The 17,493-nt window shown below is 65.4% G+C and carries 18 protein-coding genes; 6 read left to right on the top strand and 12 right to left on the bottom strand.

The features are described from left to right. Positions 1 to 350 precede the first annotated feature (350 nt). Together IVA96_RS23110 and IVA96_RS23105 are read left to right on the top strand one after the other, a co-directional pair. The gene (locus IVA96_RS23110; protein WP_247419399.1) at positions 351 to 1,022 is read left to right on the top strand and encodes a response regulator transcription factor; all 672 of its coding nucleotides are present in this window, start codon (positions 351 to 353) and stop codon (positions 1,020 to 1,022) included. Then, positions 1,019 to 2,935 carry an ATP-binding protein gene (locus IVA96_RS23105; protein ID WP_247419397.1) on the top strand — a complete coding sequence of 639 codons (1,917 nt, stop codon included), beginning with the start codon at positions 1,019 to 1,021 and terminating at the stop codon, positions 2,933 to 2,935. The genes IVA96_RS23110 and IVA96_RS23105 overlap by 4 nt, the downstream gene beginning before the upstream one ends. A 136-nt stretch (positions 2,936 to 3,071) precedes the next feature. Here the strand turns inward: IVA96_RS23105 and IVA96_RS23100 are convergent, their stop codons facing one another. After that, positions 3,072 to 3,362, bottom strand: coding sequence for a hypothetical protein (locus IVA96_RS23100; RefSeq protein ID WP_247278935.1), 291 nt, complete (start codon positions 3,360 to 3,362; stop codon positions 3,072 to 3,074). Positions 3,363 to 3,595: 233 nt separating this feature from the next. Here IVA96_RS23100 and IVA96_RS23095 point away from each other — a divergent pair, with 233 nt between their 5' ends. Further along, entirely contained in the window at positions 3,596 to 3,820 is a 225-nt protein-coding gene (locus IVA96_RS23095) for a hypothetical protein (RefSeq protein ID WP_247298986.1), read from the top strand. Between the two features lie 65 nt (positions 3,821 to 3,885). Here the strand turns inward: IVA96_RS23095 and IVA96_RS23090 are convergent, their stop codons facing one another. The 4 genes from IVA96_RS23090 to IVA96_RS23075 all read right to left on the bottom strand — a co-directional run bounded on the left by IVA96_RS23090 (position 3,886) and on the right by IVA96_RS23075 (position 6,861). Further along, entirely contained in the window at positions 3,886 to 4,569 is a 684-nt protein-coding gene (locus IVA96_RS23090) for a hypothetical protein (RefSeq protein WP_247419395.1), read from the bottom strand. Positions 4,570 to 4,653: 84 nt separating this feature from the next. Then, positions 4,654 to 5,364 (bottom strand): hypothetical protein, encoded by a 711-nt coding sequence (locus tag IVA96_RS23085; RefSeq protein WP_247419392.1) that lies wholly within the window; start codon positions 5,362 to 5,364, stop codon positions 4,654 to 4,656. A 132-nt stretch (positions 5,365 to 5,496) separates the two neighbouring features. Next, positions 5,497 to 5,745, bottom strand: coding sequence for a hypothetical protein (locus tag IVA96_RS23080; protein WP_247419389.1), 249 nt, complete (start codon positions 5,743 to 5,745; stop codon positions 5,497 to 5,499). 150 nt (positions 5,746 to 5,895) lie between these two features. Next, the gene (locus IVA96_RS23075; protein ID WP_247419386.1) at positions 5,896 to 6,861 is read right to left on the bottom strand and encodes a nitronate monooxygenase; all 966 of its coding nucleotides are present in this window, start codon (positions 6,859 to 6,861) and stop codon (positions 5,896 to 5,898) included. A 112-nt stretch (positions 6,862 to 6,973) separates the two neighbouring features. Between IVA96_RS23075 and IVA96_RS23070 the strand changes: the two genes are divergently transcribed. Further along, positions 6,974 to 8,536 carry an AMP-binding protein gene (locus tag IVA96_RS23070; RefSeq protein ID WP_247419384.1) on the top strand — a complete coding sequence of 521 codons (1,563 nt, stop codon included), beginning with the start codon at positions 6,974 to 6,976 and terminating at the stop codon, positions 8,534 to 8,536. Positions 8,537 to 8,613: 77 nt separating this feature from the next. Here the strand turns inward: IVA96_RS23070 and IVA96_RS23065 are convergent, their stop codons facing one another. The 7 genes from IVA96_RS23065 to IVA96_RS23035 form a co-directional block, all read right to left on the bottom strand. Beyond that, positions 8,614 to 9,387, bottom strand: coding sequence for a thioesterase family protein (locus IVA96_RS23065; RefSeq protein WP_247419382.1), 774 nt, complete (start codon positions 9,385 to 9,387; stop codon positions 8,614 to 8,616). A gap of 22 nt (positions 9,388 to 9,409) precedes the next feature. Continuing rightward, positions 9,410 to 10,378 carry a nitronate monooxygenase family protein gene (locus IVA96_RS23060; protein WP_247419380.1) on the bottom strand — a complete coding sequence of 323 codons (969 nt, stop codon included), beginning with the start codon at positions 10,376 to 10,378 and terminating at the stop codon, positions 9,410 to 9,412. 249 nt (positions 10,379 to 10,627) lie between these two features. Beyond that, positions 10,628 to 12,028, bottom strand: a complete 1,401-nt coding sequence (locus tag IVA96_RS23055) for an aspartate ammonia-lyase (protein WP_247419378.1) — start codon at positions 12,026 to 12,028, stop codon at positions 10,628 to 10,630. Positions 12,029 to 12,065: 37 nt separating this feature from the next. Then, a complete protein-coding gene (locus tag IVA96_RS23050) occupies positions 12,066 to 12,602 on the bottom strand; it encodes a hypothetical protein (protein WP_247419376.1) in 537 nt (178 codons plus the stop codon). A 48-nt stretch (positions 12,603 to 12,650) separates the two neighbouring features. Then, positions 12,651 to 13,253, bottom strand: coding sequence for a YqaA family protein (locus tag IVA96_RS23045; RefSeq protein ID WP_247278946.1), 603 nt, complete (start codon positions 13,251 to 13,253; stop codon positions 12,651 to 12,653). A gap of 46 nt (positions 13,254 to 13,299) precedes the next feature. Then, positions 13,300 to 13,704, bottom strand: coding sequence for a phosphoribosyl-ATP diphosphatase (hisE, locus tag IVA96_RS23040; protein ID WP_247278947.1), 405 nt, complete (start codon positions 13,702 to 13,704; stop codon positions 13,300 to 13,302). Between the two features lie 115 nt (positions 13,705 to 13,819). Continuing rightward, positions 13,820 to 14,188, bottom strand: a complete 369-nt coding sequence (locus IVA96_RS23035; RefSeq protein ID WP_247419374.1) for a hypothetical protein — start codon at positions 14,186 to 14,188, stop codon at positions 13,820 to 13,822. Between the two features lie 229 nt (positions 14,189 to 14,417). On the opposite strand from IVA96_RS23035, the gene IVA96_RS23030 reads away from it, so the two are divergent. Next, positions 14,418 to 15,467, top strand: a complete 1,050-nt coding sequence (locus IVA96_RS23030; RefSeq protein ID WP_247419372.1) for an ABC transporter substrate-binding protein — start codon at positions 14,418 to 14,420, stop codon at positions 15,465 to 15,467. Between the two features lie 82 nt (positions 15,468 to 15,549). Then, entirely contained in the window at positions 15,550 to 17,346 is a 1,797-nt protein-coding gene (locus tag IVA96_RS23025; protein WP_247278950.1) for a glucan ABC transporter ATP-binding protein/ permease, read from the top strand. Positions 17,347 to 17,493 lie beyond the last annotated feature (147 nt).

Raw genomic sequence — 17,493 nt, 5'->3', positions numbered from 1 at the left:
ACTTGCCGATGCCCCATCATGATCTTCAGTCCTGCCAATTAGACAGACTGAATCACTGATATCTCTGCGTCGCAACAGCTGCCTTTTTCAACAGAATCGGCCCAACTCGGACGTCTGGTGAGCTGCCGTAATGGGCTGGTGTCAGAGGCAGAGCGGACGCATTCGCGCCGTCAGGGCAGCGCCCATGATGAGCACGCGCTCTGGCTTAGGCCCAATCCCAAAACCGTCTATCTGCGCCTGACGCGGGACCGAGTTATTGCCGCCCCCATGATTATGGGTGTCACGACGTCCGTGCCGCGGTTAGACTTGGCTCGCGCCGCGGGGGACACGCGGGTCGCGGGACGATGAACATGAGCGAACAGGACGAGACCGGTGAGGCCATCACCATCCTCCTCGTCGAGGACGACGCGCCGACCTGCTGGCGGCTCTACGACGCGCTGGTCAAGGCCGGCTACGAGGTGCGCAGTGCCGGCACGCTCGGAGAAGCTCGCTCCGCGTTCGGGAAGGCGGCGCCTCGCGTGCTGCTGACCGATCTCAGACTTCCCGACGGGCACGGCATCGAGCTGATTCGCGAAACCCGGCAGCGCTTTCCCGACACCGAGATCATGGTGATCTCCGCGCTCGGCGACGAGGAAAGCGTGATCTCGGCGATCACGGTCGGCGCCACCGGCTATCTGCTCAAGGATGCCTTCCCGACCGACATCGCCAGCACCGTGCGCGATCTTGTCGCCGGCCATTCGCCGATCTCGGCCTCGATCGCCCGTTTCATCGTCCGGCGTACGCAGAGTTCGGCGGAGCCCTCGCCCGGCCCCGTGCTCAACACGGCCAAGCTGACCCCGCGCGAGATCGACATCCTCTGGGGCATTGCCAAAGGCTTCAGCTACGCCGAGATCGCGAGCCATCTCGGCCTGTCCAGGCAGACCGTGCCGGGCCACATCAAGAACATCTATCGCAAGCTCGAGGTGCACACCCGCAGCGAGGCGGTGTTCGAAGCCGTGCAGCAGGGCCTGATCAAGCTGTGAGCGAGATTGCGGCGAAGACACTCACGCGCCCGCGGCGCCGGCTGATTGCGTCGCGCCTCGTGCCCTATCTGCTGCTCCAGGCCCTGATCGTCATCGTCACCATCCTTGGGCTCCGGCTGCTGCAACCCGGCGATCCCGAAGACTTCGCCGTGAGCGACTTTTCGGCGCGCGAGAATGGCACGATGCACGCGGTGACGCTGCCGCATTTCACCGCATCGCGCTATTCGCTGGCCGACCCGCCGCTCTACACCGCGGCCTTCACATTCCGGCGGAGCGATGTGGGATCAGGGTGGTCGGTGTATCTGCCGCGGTTCAGCAACGCGGTGGAGGTCGCCGTCAACGGCGTCGTGGTGCTGGATTCCCGGCGTGACGCCAATGCCAACCGGCCGGACCGCAACACGCCGCAGATCGCGGCGATTCCGTCCTCGCTGCTGCGCGACGGCGCCAACGATATCACGGTACGGCTGTTCGTATGGGGGCCGCTGAAGGGCTTTCTCGACAGCGTCTATCTCGGACCGGATGCCGCCTTGCGTCCTGCCTACGAGACGCGCGCGCTGCTGTTCGTCACGCTGCCGGTCGTGTTCTCCGCCTGGCAATCGATTCTCGCGGTCATCCTTGCGATCATGTGGTTGATGCGGCGCCACGAGCCGGTTTACGGCGTGCTGGCGGTGGCGATGGTGCTCGGCGTGGTGCAGGCATTCGTGCCCCCGCCGGTGCCGCCGGCCACGACGTCGCGGCTCGCCGCCGTGCTGTTGGCATCCGCACCGATCGAGAGCGCGCTGATCGTCGTGTTCGGCGTGCTGTTCTTCGGCTGGCGCTGGCCGCGTTACGGCACACTGCTGTTCGTGCCGGGCGTCATCGTGTTCGTGGTCGGGCTGATCGGGGGCCCGCCGCTGCCGCGCATACTCTTTCTGGTGCTCGGCATTCCCACGGTCGGGCTTTGCCTGTTCCTGATGGCCTGCGTGGCCGCAGCCGCAGTGGTCCGGCGCCAGGACGCGGCAAGCTTCACGATTGGCTGCGCCGTGACCATCGTGCTGGTCTGCTGGGTCCAAGACATGCTCACGGTGCTCGAGATCGTGAGCAACGATCGCATCTTCGTCTCGCGCCTGTCCTATTCGGCGATGCTGGTCGCGATCGGCGCCGGGCTGACCTGGCGCTTCGCCCGCGCGCTGAACCAAGTCGACAGCTTTGCCGGCCAGCTCGTCGCACGGGTGGGCGAGGCAGAGGAGCGGCTGAAGGCGAGCTATGCCCGCGAGGAGGCGCGCGCCCGCGCCGCAGCGCTCGCCAACGAGCGCACGCGGCTGATGCGGGACCTGCATGACGGCCTCGGCGGCCAGCTCGTCAGCATCGTCGCGCTCTCCGAGCGCGGCCACGAGGGCGCGACCATCACGGAGGCCGCTCGCGCAGCACTGAAAGATCTGCGTCTCGTCATCGATTCCATGGACGACATCGGCGGCGACCTGATGCTCGCGCTCGGCTCCTGGCGCGAGCGCGCGACGGCGCAATTGCGCCCGCACGATATCGCGCTCGACTGGCGCGTGCCAACGCCGCAGGGGCTGCCGCTGCATCCCGAACTGCGGCCATGGCACGTCATCCAGATCGTGCGCATCCTCGACGAAGCCGTGACCAACGCCGTCAAGCACGCAGAGGCGCGCCACATCGCGGTCAGCATCGAGACGCTCGACGACGATCACGGGCCGTATGGCGTGATCAGCGTGACGGACGACGGCAAGGGTTTTGCGCGCGCCGACAATTGTGCGAGCGGCGGCCAGACCGCGCGGGGCTTGCGCAACATGCGGAGCCGCGCCGCACGCTGCGGCGCGGTGCTCGATCTGAGCTCGGACGCCTCAGGCACGTGCGTGCGGCTGCAATTGCCGCAGCGCTTTCCCGACAGCGACGCGGCTGCGGGCTGAAAGGCCCCCTCCCCGAACGTGTGGGGCGCACGGAGAGAGGGACGGGCCGGGTGATTGCCTCTGCGGAAGACCGGGGTGTTCGTCCGCATGGCTCTGTCGGCCCGAAGCAATGCAATCAAATCAACCGAATGGACGATCAGCGCACGCCAACGCGATTGACCGGGCCGCCGCGGTTCATCGGCGTCCCTGCGCGCACGCCGACACCGGGCGCGCCGACACCGGGTGTCGCGACTGCAGCCCGCGCAACCGGAGCTCCCGGCGCAACCACCACTGCCGCAGCCGGCCGCACCACGCAGCCCTTGGGCACGCCGACCGTCTTGCAATAGACCACGGCCTGCGCCGGGCTCGTGCCCAGCGACGCCATCGCCGCACCCGCCAGCGCCATGATCGTCAGCCCGGCGCTCAGCGCTCCCGCTCTTTTCGACATCTTGCTCTCCCGCTCCCGTTCGGCGACCCGGCGCAATCACCGGGTTTCGCAACCGACGTGCAGCCTGAATGGCAAAAGAGGGCGCGTGGATACATGCCATGAAGATGGGGGTGCGGCGGCCGGAAGGGCGCACCCGGTGCCATGAACATGGCATGGACCTGCGCCCGGCTGTCGCGACATCGTCCGGCCCGCTTGATCCCACTGGACCAACGACAATCCCAAAGAGGTGCTTTATGAAGATTTCGGTTCTTGCCGCGCTGCTGCTCGCCGCCACCGCCGTGTCCGCCGCTGCGCAATCCGGTCCGACGCCGCAGGAGCAAATGGCCTGCCGCGGCGATGCCAGCAAATTCTGCGCCGAACATATCGGCAAGCCGCCGCAGATGAATGCCTGCCTGCGCCAGAACAAGACCAAGCTCTCCGACTCCTGCCGCAAGGTCGTGGAATCTCACGGAGGCTGAGCCGGCCCTCAAGTCCGGGAGCGCCCCAGCAGAGCGAACCCGGACCCGGTTTTGCGGATCATGTTTTAGTCGTCATCAGGCCCGAACAGCCTGATCTGCGGGAAGCCGCTGCGCGAACGGCCGGCATAGTCGCGCGCATCGGAATCTTCGCGGATATTGCGCGCGACGTCGTCCCAATCGGTGCGGTCGCGCAGGCCGCGCGGCTCGCGGGACTCGTAATAGTGGCGGCGCTCGGCCCAGCGTTCACGCCGCTCCGCCCGGCGCCGTTCGGAGGCGGCGCGCTTCACGTCGGAATCCCGCGCCTTGGCATAGGCATTGTCCGGCGCGGCGGCCGGCTCTGTCGACGCCTGCTGCTCCGCAGGCCTGGGCGCGGCTGGTGCCGGCTTGGACTGTTCCTTGGGCGGCTCGACCGCGGCCGCTTGCGAGGGTCGCGGTGCCGGCGGTGCAGCGTTCGCCTGAGTGGTTGGCGTGTCGGGCTTGGCGGGTTCGGGCTTTGCTTCGGCCGGTGCGGCAATGATCGCGCCGAAAGCTTGCGAACCGGTGAGATAATTGACGCGCTCGGACGGTGCGTTGGTTGCTGCCGGCGCGCTGCCGGCTTCGGCGCGTTGCGCCATCTTGCTGGTATCGGGCCCCTGCTTGGGCGCGACCGGATTCATGATGTTGCCGGCGACAATGCCGCCGCCAAGGCCAATGGCGATGGCCGCGACTATGGTTCCGGCACCGACGAAATAGGCTGTCGAGGCGCGCATTGATCCACTCCCTCTTTGGGGCGAGCAACGCACGTTGATTGCCAGATGTTCCTGATCCGGAAGCAGTTCCCAAAGGAACTGAGGTTAGATCTGCTGCGCGACCTTCTCCAGCCCGATGATGCGGGCGAGCTTGCGCACTTCCTCTTTCTGGTCGTCACGGAGCTGGAACAGCAGCGGCATCGCGGCCGACTTCAACTGCTGGACCTCGTCGCAATTCGGATCGATCGGCACGCCCGGCGCGTTCGGATTGGAGAGCTTGTTCGCCGAGATCTTGCGGACGACGTTGCGGAGCGCCGTCTCGACCGAGGGCCAGTAATATTCCTGCGACGAGGACAATTTCAGGCGATCCCTGATGCCCGCGATCTGTGCGTCGGACAGCAGCGAATAGGATTTCTGCGGCTGCGGCTTGGCCACGACTTTCGGCTTGGCCGGGACTTCGACGGCGGGAATCTCCGCTGCGGCGGGCGCTTGGTGCGCGCTTGCCTTCGGCATCGGGAAATCGGAAGGCGTGGCTGCGGCAAAGGCCTGGCGCAGCGGCTCGGTCAGCACCGGAGCCTGGGCGAGCTTGTCGGCGGCGACCTGCACCGGCTCGATCGCGGCCGAGGCCAGTGCCAGCGTCGGAACCAGACGGTCCGCCTTGGCGGCGCGGTTGGCCGCGAGCGGCTTGGCCGGAGGCGTCTGCGAGATCATCTCGGCGCTGACGCTAGGCACGCTGTCGCGCCCGAGAATGGCGGTGGTGGCAGCCCCGAGGACCAGGAAACAGGTCAGCACGACGATGGTGATGGCTTTGGACAAACGTCCCTCCGCGCCCGGCTTCAAGTCCACGTGATCAGTGCCCGGAAACTGGGCGATAATTAAGGCTCAACCGTGCCATTGCGGCGGCAATCGCGCGGACTACAGCGACATCGCCCGGAAAACTCAAGAGAATCAGGCAGCTCGGGCCAGATCGTAGGCGTCCTGGATGTCGGCCACGATCTCGGAGGCCTCCCAGACCGCGCGCGGCTCAACCGATTGCAGCGTCACGGTCCAGTTGCCGCCCCGGCGGGTGCGGGGGACGCTGACGATGTCGAAGCGGACGTTGCGGCACAGCGGGTGGCGGGCGAGCGCGTGGGCCACGCGAACGCGGATTTCGTCCAGCGTCGCGGCTGTCTTGCCGTCGAGATAGTTGAAGTCCATCGCCTGTCCCTCTCGGTCCTGATTGGCGGCCGTGACGGGATTGTTGGCGGGCGATGGTTAATCTGCCGTTAAGTGAGCGGGACGGAAGAGCGCGGGATTAACCGTGATCGGGAGACGGCGCCTCTCTAGGACTCCGGATTTGTACGGGGACTACAGCCCGCCGGCCTCGCGATATTCCGCGCGCGTCTGCGCAACGAGATCGCCCACGGTCACCACGTCGGTCACGCCCGACGTCGAATGCCCAGCACTCCAGATGTCGCGCCAGCGTTTTGGCCGGTTCTCGCGGGCGGCGACGTCGATGTCCTTGGCGATGTCGATCGCCCCGTGCGCCGACAGGTCGTCGGGATCGAGACCTGCGGCCACGATCGACGGCCTCAGCATGCTGGTCTGCAGTCCCGTGAAGGCGGTGGTGAGCAGGACGTCGTCGGCGCTGCTCTCGACCAGCATCCGCTTGTGGCGGTCATCGGCCATGCTCTCGCGCGTCGCGATGAACTTCGTGCCCATGTAGGCGAGATCGCAGCCGAGCACTTCGGCGGCATGCAGCGCGCGGCCGTCGCTGATGCCGCCCGCAAGCACAATGATGCCGTCGTAGAATGCGCGCACCGCGCGGACAAAGGCGAACGGGTTGAGCCAGCCGGTCTGCCCGCCGGCGCCTGCCGTGAGCAGCACCAGCCCGTCCACACCGGCTTCCGCTGCACGCTCGGCGTGGCGGATCGAGGCGACATCCGCCAACACCAATGCGCCGGCATCATGCAGCGGCTTTGCGACCTGTGCGGGGGAGCCGACCGAGGTGATAACGATCTCCGGCCTGTGCCGCAGCAGTACGGCGAGATCCTGCTCCAGCCGCGCGTTGGAACGGTGCACGATCAGATTCGGGCAAAGCGGCGCCGCCTTGCGCCCGGTTTGCTCTTCGTGCTGCCGCAACCTGGCTTCGATCGCCGTGAGCCATTCGTCGAGCTGTTCCGCGCTACGGCAATTCGCGCTCGGAAAGCTGCCGATCACCCCGTTGCGGCAGGCCGCGACCATCAGCTCGACCCCCGACACCAGGAACATCGGCGCCGCGATCAGCGGCAGAGCGAGACGATCGCGGAAACGTTGCAGTCGATCCGACGGCATGCATGCCTCCCTGCGGGCTTCGTCGTTCCATCCCGCATTCGCTGTGCTAGCCTCATCAGCAACATTGGCACGCCAGAAGCCGATGACAAAGCAACGAGGAAACAGGAAACATATGTCCGATCCGCTCCACGCATCGTCCCCGGCTTGTGCGCAGACGCTACGGGCACTGTCGCGCTATCCCGACCGCACCGCTTTCGCCTGGCCTGAGGGATCGCTGAGCTATCAGGGCACCATCGACCTGATCGGACGCATGCAGGCTGTGTTCATGCGGCTTGGATTGCAGCCCGGCGCGCGCGTCGCCTTCCTCACCGCCAACCGCGCCGACAGCTGGTGCGCGGGCGTTGCTGCGCAATTGGCGCGGCTCTGCATCACCTGGCTGCATCCTCTGGGATCGCTGGACGACCAGCTGTTTCAGCTGGAGGATTCCGAGGCCGAGATGCTGGTGGTCGATGCGGCCGCCTTCCGCAACCGCGGCGGCGAACTCGCCGCGAAGGCCGGCCGGCTCAAGGCGGTCTTCACCATGGGATCCGCGGACTACGGCGTCGACCTCTTGCAGGCGATCGAGATCGAGGGCCACGCCAGCGCGCGGTGCCTCGCCGGGCCTGACGATCTCGCCACGCTGAACTACACTGGCGGCACGACCGGTAAATCCAAGGGCGCGCTGCGCTATCACCGCGAGAACGCCGGAGCTGCCGGCGCGATCCTCGCCGACTTCGAGATCCCCGACACCGCGCGCTATCTCACGGTCGCGCCGATCAGCCATGTCGCGGGCACGAAGGTGCTGCCGACCTTGATGCGCGGTGGCACCGTGCACATGCTCAAGAGTTTCGATCCCGAGGCCGTGCTGGCGACGATTGCGCGCGAGCGCATCAACTTCACGCTGCTCGTGCCGACCATGATCTATGTGCTGCTTGATTATCCCGCGCTCGGCAGGACCGATCTGTCTTCGCTCGAGCTGGTGCTTTATGGCGCCTCCGCGATGTCGCCGAGCCGGCTGGTCGAGGGCATCGAGCGCATCGGGCCGGTGTTCTCGCAGCTTTACGGGCAGACCGAATGCTATCCCGTCTCGGTGCTGCGCAAGGCGGATCACGACCCCAAGACACCGGAGCTGTTCCTGTCCTGCGGCTTCCCGATCGCGGCCTGCGAGGTCAAGATCCTCGACGACAACGACCAGGAGGTGAAGACGGGCGAGCCGGGCGAGATCTGCGTGCGCGCGCCGCACGTGATGGCCGAGTACTGGAAGCGGCCGGACATCACCGCCGAGACGCTGAAGAACGGCTGGGTCCACACCGGCGACATCGCGCGCATGGATGAGCGTGGCTACATGTTCATCCTCGACCGCAAGAAGGACATGATCGTCTCCGGCGGCTTCAACATCTTCCCGCGCGAAGTCGAAGACGTGCTGTCGCAGCATGCCGACGTCGCCATGGTCGCTGTCGTCGGCATTCCCGACGAGAAATGGGGCGAGGCCGTCACCGCCATCGTCGTGCCGCGCGAGGGCGCAAGGCCCGATCCGGACGAGTTGATCAACCTGGTGAAGACGCGCAAGGGCTCGGCGCACGCGCCCAAGCAGATCCAGTTCGTCAAGCAGCTGCCGATGACCGGCGTCGGCAAGGTCGACAAGAAGGTGCTGCGCGCCGGCTTCTGGAGCGGGCGCGACCGGATGGTGGGGTGAGCGAATGTCGCGAGATGCGACGCAGCGTCCATGCCTTCGCGGAGCATGACAGCGAAGCTGAGGCGCGGGCTTGCCCCTCACCGCTTGTCGATCACCAGGCTCTGCACCGCCCGGCCGAAATAGCCCTGCCGGTCAGCCAAGCGCGACATTGCCAGCCCCGCGCCTTCTGGGCCGATCCAGGAGTCGCCATCGAGCAGAATCCACTCGCCCACCGGCTGCCGCGACAAGCTCACGGTAAGATCGGCGTTGATGTAGGTCCAGGCGCGGAAGTCGAGCGTCGAGGCGGTGCCGTTGGAGAAGTCGGCGGCGACCACGGCGCGCATCGCCTGCGAGATCGCCTCGCCCGCGATCAGGGGATGATCGACGCGAAACCAGATCGCGCCGGCGCCGGCCTGGCCGAACCGGCCGCGCGCGGCACGCATGGAGACCGCTCGCACGAACGGGCTGGTGGCGGCATGACCGTCCTCGACCAGGGAGTCCTCCGGCGATGGCAACGTGACCGACAGCTCCTTGACGTCATCGGGCAGGTTCAGGCTCTGCCGCCTGATCTTGAGCACGGTGGCGCCGACTACCTGCACGCCGTCGGCGAGCAGCTTTATCTCGCAGAGCTGGATCTTGCGGCCCTCGCGCAAAACCTCGGTCGCAATCGTGAGCGGCGCGACCGGCACCGGACGCATCAGATCGATCGTGACGCGCGCGATGTCCATCGGAACAGGGGTCGGAATGCGCTCGGCCGCCCACGTCACCAGCGATGCCGGCGCCGAGCCGTGCTGCATGCGACGGTCCCAGGGTCCGGCGGCGTCCGGGCTGGTGACGACGCTGTTGCCGTCGACGCGGTAGATGGGAGGCATGCTGCACTCGAGCTCGGCGCGATTACAACGGCGGATCGATCGCTTCGTCGTATTCCTTCTTGAAGCGCGCGATCATTTCGGCGGCGGGCACGATGCCCTCGACGCTGCCGATGCCCTGGCCCGAGCCCCAGATCTCCTTCCAGGCCTTCGGCTTGGCGCGTTCGCCGGAGGCGTCGGTGCCGAAGTTCATCTTGGAGGGATCGGAGGTCGGCAGGTCGTCCGGATCCATCCCGGCGGCGAGGATCGAGGGTTTCAGATAATTGCCGTGCACCCCGGTGAAGAGGTTGGAATAGACGATGTCGTCGGCGCTCGAGCCGGCGATCATCTCCTTGTACTTGTCGACGGCGTTGGCTTCCTTGGTCGCAATAAAGGCCGAGCCGATATAGGCGAAATCTGCACCGAGGATGCGCGCGGCGCGGATCGCCTTGCCGTTGCCGATCGCGCCCGACAGCGCGATCGGCCCGTCGAACCACTTTCGCGTCTCGGCGACGAAGGCGAGCGGCGAGATGGTGCCGGCATGGCCGCCGGCGCCGGCCGCAACCAGGATGAGGCCGTCGGCGCCCTTCTCGATCGCCTTGTGCGCGAATTTCTGGTTGATCACGTCGTGGAAGACGATGCCGCCCCAGCCGTGCACGGCCTGGTTCAGCTCCTCGCGCGCCCCGAGCGAGGAGATGATCATCGGCACCTTGTACTTGGCGCAGAGCTGCATGTCGTGATCGAGCCGGTTGTTCGATTTGTGCACGATCTGGTTGACTGCGAACGGCGCCGACGGCTTGTCGGGGTGCGCGCGGTCATAGGCCGCGAGTTCCTCGGTGATCCGCGCCAGCCATTCGTCGAGCAATTCCGGCGGCCGCGCGTTCAGCGCCGGAAACGAGCCGACCACACCCGCCTTGCACTGCGCGATCACGAGATCAGGCACCGAGATGATGAACAGCGGCGAACCGATCACCGGGATCGACAGGCGCCCCTTAAACAAGGCAGGCATGGACATTGCGGAACGGTCCTCTCTTGGCGGTCACACGGTTGGGATTATACCAACAAGGCAATCTTTCCACTGTCAAGTATTGTGTTTTGGCGCCGTGGCGAATGCGTATACCGCAATTCCAAGGCGCGGAATTCGCGCTTCATAAGTCACTGCGAGCGCCGCGGAGCAATCCGGACTGTCTGCGCCGAGGGACGCTGGATTGCTTCGTCGCAAGGGCTCCTCAAAATGCAGGCGAGAGCTGCGGATGGCCGACAGCTACGAAATCAAATCCGGATTGATCAGCCGCTCGAACGAGAACATCTCGTCCCATTTCTCCTGCGTCAGCAGCCTGCGCTCGATTACCACGATCTGGTGCAGCGACTTGCCGCTCTTGTAGCCCTCGCGTGCGATCTCGGCGCATTGCTTGTAGCCGAGCAGCGGCTTCAGCACCGTGACGATACCGAGCGAGTTCAGCACCATGTTGCGGGTGTGCTCCTCGTTGGCGGTGATGCCGACGACGCAATTTTCGCGCAGGCTGTTGACGGCGCGCTCCATGGTGCGGATCGAGAAGAACAGCGCAAACGAGATCACCGGCTCCATCACGTTGAGCTGGAGCTGGCCGGCGCTTGCGGCCAGCGTCACGGTGGTGTCGAGGCCGATGACCAGGAAGCTGGTCTGGTTGACCACCTCGGGGATGACGGGATTGACCTTGCCAGGCATGATCGAAGAGCCCGGCTGAAGCTGCGGCAGGTTGATCTCGTTGAAGCCGGCGCGCGGACCGGAGGCGAGCAGGCGGATGTCGTTGCAGATCTTCGTCAGCTTGCTGGCGGTGCGCTTGAGGACGCCCGAGAGCTGCACATAGGCGCCGGTATCGGAGGTCGCCTCGACGAGATCGCCGGCGAGAACGAACTCGACGCCGGTCAGCGCGCTCAGGTGCCGGACCGCGAGCTTGGGATAGCCGACGGCGGCGGTGACGGAGGTGCCGATCGCAGTGGCGCCGAGATTGATCTCGCGCAGCAGCGCACGGGCCTCGGAGATGCGATCGACCTCCTCGCCGATCGTGGTGCCCCATCCACGGAATTCGGCCCCCAGCGACATCGGCACCGCGTCCTGAAGATGCGTGCGGCCCATTTTCAGCACACGGTCGAATTCGCGGCCCTTGGCGAAGAAAGCTTCCTGGAGCTGGCGCAACGCCGTCATGTAGCTCTCGAGCCGCAGGATCAGCGCCAGGCGAAAGGCGGTCGGATAGGTGTCGTTGGTGGACTGGCCGTAATTGACGTGATCGTTGGGGCTGACGTGCTGGTAATCGCCCTTCGCAAAGCCGAGCGATTCCAGCGCGAGGTTGGCGATCACCTCATTGGCGTTCATGTTGGTCGATGTGCCAGCACCGCCCTGGATGAAGTCGGTGACGAACTGGTCCATCATATCGCCGGCAATCACGCGGTCGCAGCCCAGGATGATCGCGTCCGCAACCTTGGCGTCGATCGCGCCGAGATCGCGATTGGCCATGACGGCCGCCTTCTTCACGTAACCAAGCGCCTTCACGAAGTAAGGCTCCTGGTTCATCGGAATGCCGGTGATGTGGAAGTTCTCCTTCCCGCGGATGGTCTGGACGCCGTAATAGATGTCGTCGGCGATGTCACGCTGCCCGAGGAAGTCCTGCTCCGTACGGCTCATAGGCGCTCCTTGTTGCATGCGCGCAACGTCGATCACGTCAGTTCTGGCATAGCGCGCTGGTCACGAAAGTATCGGTGCGGCAATCGTCCGGCTTGCGTTGCCGGCCCGGAATCAGGACCTTGGCCGAGCATTTCTCGGCGGAGTCGGCGTTCAGGCTCTTGCCTTCCTTATAGCCCTTGCTCTGGCAGAGCTGGTCGGCCGCCTGCTTGCAGTCGGGCGCGCCGTTCGCGGAGGCCGGACAGGCCACGCGCCCCGAGACCATGGTGGACGGTTTCGCCAGTCGCGACAAATCGTTCATGGTCTCGCCCGGGCTTTTGATCGGCGGCAGGATCGAGGGCAGCTTGTCGAACAGCTTGCCCATTTCGTTGATCAGCCCGGGATTTTCCTCGCGCGCCGGCGGCGCCGAAGGAGCGGGCGTCGACGGCGGCGGCGCGGCCTGCGTCCCCTGCTCCTGGAGGCCGAGCGCGGGCGCAGCTTGCGTCCACGCCGGCGTGGCGGCACCAAGCAGGAGCCAAGGCACGACGAATATCAGCGTCCCCAGCCGCAGGACCGGATTGCCGGATCGACCCATCATGACGGCAACCGTAGCCGAAGCCGGCCCGGTGGCAAAGCCGCCGCACCCTTAGATCAACTTGATAGCGACGACGAAGCCGAGCACCAGCACGATCGCGCCGATCGCGACCCACAATCCGAGATGCTTCTCGATCCTGACCCGGATCCAGTCGCCGTAGCGGTTGAGCAGGATCGCGACGACGAAGAAGCGTCCGCCGCGCGCGACGATCGAGCACAAGATGAACAGGACGATGTTGTAGCCGGCAAAGCCCGAGGTGATGGTGACGAGCTTGTAGGGGATCGGCGTCAGCCCCTTGAGCAGGATGATGATCGCACCCCATTCCGCATAGGAGGCGCGGAAAGCATCGACCTTGCCGCCGAGGCCATAGACCTGGATCAACCATTGGCCGACCGAGTCGAACAGCAGCGCGCCGATGGCGTAGCCGACGATGCCGCCGAGCACCGAGGTCGCGGTGCAGATCGCCGCATAGACCCAGGCGCGCTGCGGGCGCGCCAGCGACATCGGGATCAGCATCACATCCGGGGGGACCGGAAAGAACGAGCTTTCGGCGAAGGACACGGCTCCCATGATCCAGAGCGCGTAGGGCTTGTGGGCGGCGTCGATGCACCAGTCGTAGATACGTTTCAGCATGGCGCCGCGATGAAGCACCATGGGACGGATTTGTCCATCGCGAGTTTTGTGACGTTTTCGTCGCGCTTTAGTGGCGCTTTCGCGCGGCACGGCCCTCGATCGCGACAATTGGCCGCCTTGAGGCAATGCGCGGTGACGCAACTTTGGGCAATTTCACCGGTGATTTCGGCAGCTTCTCGGCGATGCCGAGCATGTCTTCACGCCGCGTCATCTCCCGCCAGACGTCCTCGGGACGCACCCCCGCCGACGCCCACAGCACGGTAAGATTGTAGAGCAGATCGGCGCTCTCCCGGATCACGGCCTCGCTATCGCCATTGACCGCATCGATCACGACCTCGATGGCCTCTTCGGCCAGTTTCTTCGCCATTTTGGAAGGGCCGCGCTGAAACAGCCGGGCCGTGCGCGATGTTGCCGGATCAAGATCTCTGGCCGCGAGCACAGCCAGATATAGCCGCTCAAGCGAATCACTCATGGTACTCAAACTACTCTAAAGCAATGGCGAGCGCGTTAACGCCCGGCAATAAAAGCAACGACAGGCCGGCGCAGCAAGCGCGACGGCCTGTCGGCGTTACGCATAGGGCCGGCGGCTAGTAGCAGCTGGTGTAATAGCCTTGGCCGCAGAACTCGGACGGAGCCGTTCCGCCATAGCGCTGATATTGGTAGTTGGGGCCCGGACCATAATAGGGACCGTAAGCAGGGCGGCTGTAATAGACTGGCCCGCCGTAATAGCCATAACCCGGATCGTAGTCATAGGCATAGGCATCACGGGTGGCGGCAATGGCGAGACCTGTGCCGATGGCGGCCAAAGCTGCAGCTGCGGCCACGCCGCCTCCGCCGCCATGCCAGTGGCGGCCGCCGGCGTATGAAGCGGTCGGAGCAATCGCGGTCAGCGCCAGCGCCGTCGCGGTGGCAAGAACGGCCTTTCGGCCCGCAAACGTGGAGAATCGCTCAAACATATCTTGGGCCCTCCTTTGGGACCTGGAATGGACGCCTGCGGACAGGCTCATGCCTCTCAAACCCGCATAACCTAAGTTGGGTTCCCCAACCCCAACACAAGCTGAACGGGGTTGCGTAACGATGCCGCAATCGCCGCTCATCCGCCGTTCATGTTGGCGCGGAAAGACTGATCGCCAGCCGGCGCTGCGAGCGTCACGAAACCATAACAATGCCGGACCGGCGCAATTGATGTCGGAATTCAAGACGATCGCTCTTCGTTGCCTGCTGGCTCTCTCGATTTCGCTTGCGACACTAATTGCACGCGATGTGAGCGTGGCCGAGACCGCCGTCCCATCCGTTGCAATTCACTTCACCTTCGATCGCCCATTGGACGCGAGCATGGCGCCGTTCTTCCTGGCCGCAAAGGACGGCAGGTTCGGCGTCGAGCATCTCAGCGTGTCCTTCAACACCGCAGCCGGATCGTCGGAAGCCCTCGCGCGCCTCGCCAAGGGCGACAGCGAGCTCGCGCTCGTCGACATCAACGAGCTGATCCGCTTTCGCGACAAGGACCATGCGGCGCCGATCAAGGCCGTGTTCGTGCTGTTCAACCGCGCGCCCTATGCGATCGTCGCGCGCAAGAGCCGCGGCATCCACCTCCTGTCCGATCTCGACGGCAAGACCGTCGGCGTCGCCGACAGCGACCTGTCGATGCGGCTGTGGCCGGCACTGGCGCAGCAGAACGGCATCAATGCATCGCGGGTCAAATTCCACAAGATCAGCGCGGCGGTGCGCGAGCCGATCCTCTCCGCGGGCCAGGTCGATGCGGTCGCCGGCTTCAGTTACCTGTCGGCGGTGAACCTGCGCGACCGCGGCGTGCCCGCAGCCGATCTCGTCGTGCTGCGCTATGCGGATTACGGCTGCGAAGCCTACGGCTTTGCCGTGGTGGTCAATCCCGCCTTCGCCGCAGCAAAGCCGGATGCCGTGAAGGGCTTCGTCCGCGCCTTGATCGCGGGCGTTAACGCAACCGTCATGGAGCCGGGGCGCGCGGCGGAGGAGGCCGCCAGCCGCATCGACGACGGCGACCGCAACCTGGAGCTGGAGCGCCTGCGCACCGCACTCGCTGACAACATCCTGACCGACGAGGTCAGGCGCAACGGCCTCGGCGGCGTCGACCCGGCGCGCCTCGAGCGCTCGATCGGCCAGGTCGCGCAGGACTTCAAATTCCGCAATCGACCGGCGGCGGCCGAGATCTTCGACGACCAATTCCTGCCGCCGCTGGCCGGACGGGTGATCAACTGAGCAAAACTGAAAGCTTCCGCTGTATCTCGCCGGCATCCCTGCTTAGAATACGAAGTCCGTCGTCGCCGAGTTCCTCGCCCGCATGTCCATCCTCCGTCTCTACACCCGCGTTCTTGAGTTGCTCGGCAAGGAAGCGCGGCTGGGCTGGCTGCTCGCGATTGCCAATCTGCTGCTGGCGGGCTCGCAATTCGCCGAGCCCGTGCTGTTCGGCCGGATCATCGACGTGCTCTCGGGCAAGTCGGTGGCCGGCTCGAACTCGGCCTGGCCGTTCCTGGCCGCCTGGGTCGTGTTCGGGCTGTTCACCATTGCATGCAGCGCGCTCGTGGCCTTGCAGGCCGATCGGCTCTCGCACCGCCAGCGCCAGGCGGTGCTGACCGACTATTTCGAGCACATCCTGCAACTGCCGCTGACCTTCCACTCCGGCACCCATTCGGGCCGGCTGATGAAGGTGATGCTCAACGGCACCGACGCGCTGTGGCGGCTATGGCTCGGCTTCTTCCGCGAGCATTTTGCCGCGATCCTCTCGGTCGTGGTGCTGCTGCCGCTGTCGCTCTACCTGAACTGGCGGCTCGCGATCCTGCTGTTCGTGCTCTGCATTGTCTTCACCGCGCTGACGACCTTCGTGGTGCGCAAGACCTTCGGCATGCAGATGGAGGTCGAGGAGCACTACAGCGAGCTGTCTGCGCGCGCCTCCGATGCGCTCGGCAACGTCGCGCTGGTGCAGAGCTTTGTCCGCGTCGAATCCGAGGTCAAAGGGCTGCGCTCCGTCGCCGACGAGTTGCTGGCCGCGCAGATGCCGGTGCTGTCATGGTGGGCGCTCGTCACCGTCATCACGCGCGCCTCGACCACCATCACGGTGCTCACGATCTTCACCATAGGTATCGCGCTGCACGACCGGGGGCTGACATCCGTCGGCGAGATCGTGATGTTCGTGAGTTTCGCGACGATGCTGATCCAGAGGCTCGAACAGGTCGTGAGCTTCATCAACAACGTGTTCATGGAGGCGCCGCGACTGCGCGAATTCTTCAATGTGCTCGATGCCGTACCCGCCGTGCACGACCGCCCCGACGCGATCGATGCCGGCAGGCTCTCCGGCCTTGTCGAGTTCAACGACGTCACCTTCTCCTATGACGGCAAGCGCCCGGCGGTCGAGGACCTCTCGTTCACGGCGCTGCCCGGCCAGACCATCGCGCTGGTCGGTCCGACCGGCGCCGGCAAGTCGACCGCGATCGCCCTCTTGCACCGTGCCTTCGACCCGCAATCCGGCTTCATCCGGATCGACGGCATGGACGTGCGCGGGATCACGCTAACATCGCTGCGGCGGAACATCGGCGTGGTGTTCCAGGAGGCGCTGCTGTTCAATCGCTCGATTGCGGAGAATCTGCTGGTCGGCAAGCCGGATGCGACCGAAGACGAGATGCGCAAGGCGGCCGAGCGCGCGCAGGCGCTCGACTTCATCGAGCGCAGCGGCGGCTTCGAGACCAATGCCGGCGAACGCGGCCGCATGCTCTCTGGCGGCGAGCGGCAGCGGCTGTCGATCGCCCGCGCGCTGCTGAAAGATCCGCCGATCCTGATCCTGGACGAGGCGACCAGCGCGCTCGACGCCGTCACCGAGGCCAAGGTGAATACCGCTCTCGACGAAGTGATGAAGGGCAGGACCACCTTCGTGATCGCCCACCGCCTATCCACCATCCGCAACGCCACGCGGATCCTGGTGTTCGAGACCGGCCGGGTGATCGAAAGCGGAACTTTCGATGAACTCGTGGCCAAAGGGGGCCATTTCGCCGAGCTCGCCAGGGCCCAGTTCATGGTTCAGGAAAACGCACGAGCCAGCGTGACGGCGGCAGAGACTGCCGCGATCACGGTCAAATCCCCGTAGCAAGTCCCCATAGGACCGTCGAAATTCGGCCTATTTCATTGCGGAATACCGCACCGGTCCCCCTATTCTCGAGGCATCAGCCGGTATAGGTTTGCGACGCCGCAAGCGGCGGCGCTGGATTTCAAAACCGAACATCAGATCACGAGA

The sequence above is a fragment of the Bradyrhizobium sp. 159 genome, assembly GCF_023073795.1.
In the GTDB taxonomy this organism is placed as follows: Bacteria; Pseudomonadota; Alphaproteobacteria; order Rhizobiales; family Xanthobacteraceae; genus Bradyrhizobium.
This window is presented reverse-complemented; position numbering and strand designations above follow the sequence as displayed.

Bases quoted from the DNA above. Each gene is read 5' to 3' on its own strand.
- IVA96_RS23110 (WP_247419399.1), top strand. From the start codon at position 351: ATGAGCGAACAGGACGAGACCGGTGAGGCCATCACCATCCTCCTCGTC.
- IVA96_RS23100 (WP_247278935.1), bottom strand. From the start codon at position 3,362: ATGTCGAAAAGAGCGGGAGCGCTGAGCGCCGGGCTGACGATCATGGCG.
- IVA96_RS23095 (WP_247298986.1), top strand. From the start codon at position 3,596: ATGAAGATTTCGGTTCTTGCCGCGCTGCTGCTCGCCGCCACCGCCGTG.
- IVA96_RS23090 (WP_247419395.1), bottom strand. From the start codon at position 4,569: ATGCGCGCCTCGACAGCCTATTTCGTCGGTGCCGGAACCATAGTCGCG.
- IVA96_RS23080 (WP_247419389.1), bottom strand. From the start codon at position 5,745: ATGGACTTCAACTATCTCGACGGCAAGACAGCCGCGACGCTGGACGAA.
- IVA96_RS23075 (WP_247419386.1), bottom strand. From the start codon at position 6,861: ATGCCGTCGGATCGACTGCAACGTTTCCGCGATCGTCTCGCTCTGCCG.
- IVA96_RS23070 (WP_247419384.1), top strand. From the start codon at position 6,974: ATGTCCGATCCGCTCCACGCATCGTCCCCGGCTTGTGCGCAGACGCTA.
- IVA96_RS23065 (WP_247419382.1), bottom strand. From the start codon at position 9,387: ATGCCTCCCATCTACCGCGTCGACGGCAACAGCGTCGTCACCAGCCCG.
- IVA96_RS23060 (WP_247419380.1), bottom strand. From the start codon at position 10,378: ATGTCCATGCCTGCCTTGTTTAAGGGGCGCCTGTCGATCCCGGTGATC.
- IVA96_RS23055 (WP_247419378.1), bottom strand. From the start codon at position 12,028: ATGAGCCGTACGGAGCAGGACTTCCTCGGGCAGCGTGACATCGCCGAC.
- IVA96_RS23050 (WP_247419376.1), bottom strand. From the start codon at position 12,602: ATGATGGGTCGATCCGGCAATCCGGTCCTGCGGCTGGGGACGCTGATA.
- IVA96_RS23045 (WP_247278946.1), bottom strand. From the start codon at position 13,253: ATGGTGCTTCATCGCGGCGCCATGCTGAAACGTATCTACGACTGGTGC.
- hisE (WP_247278947.1), bottom strand. From the start codon at position 13,704: ATGAGTGATTCGCTTGAGCGGCTATATCTGGCTGTGCTCGCGGCCAGA.
- IVA96_RS23035 (WP_247419374.1), bottom strand. From the start codon at position 14,188: ATGTTTGAGCGATTCTCCACGTTTGCGGGCCGAAAGGCCGTTCTTGCC.
- IVA96_RS23030 (WP_247419372.1), top strand. From the start codon at position 14,418: ATGTCGGAATTCAAGACGATCGCTCTTCGTTGCCTGCTGGCTCTCTCG.
- IVA96_RS23025 (WP_247278950.1), top strand. From the start codon at position 15,550: ATGTCCATCCTCCGTCTCTACACCCGCGTTCTTGAGTTGCTCGGCAAG.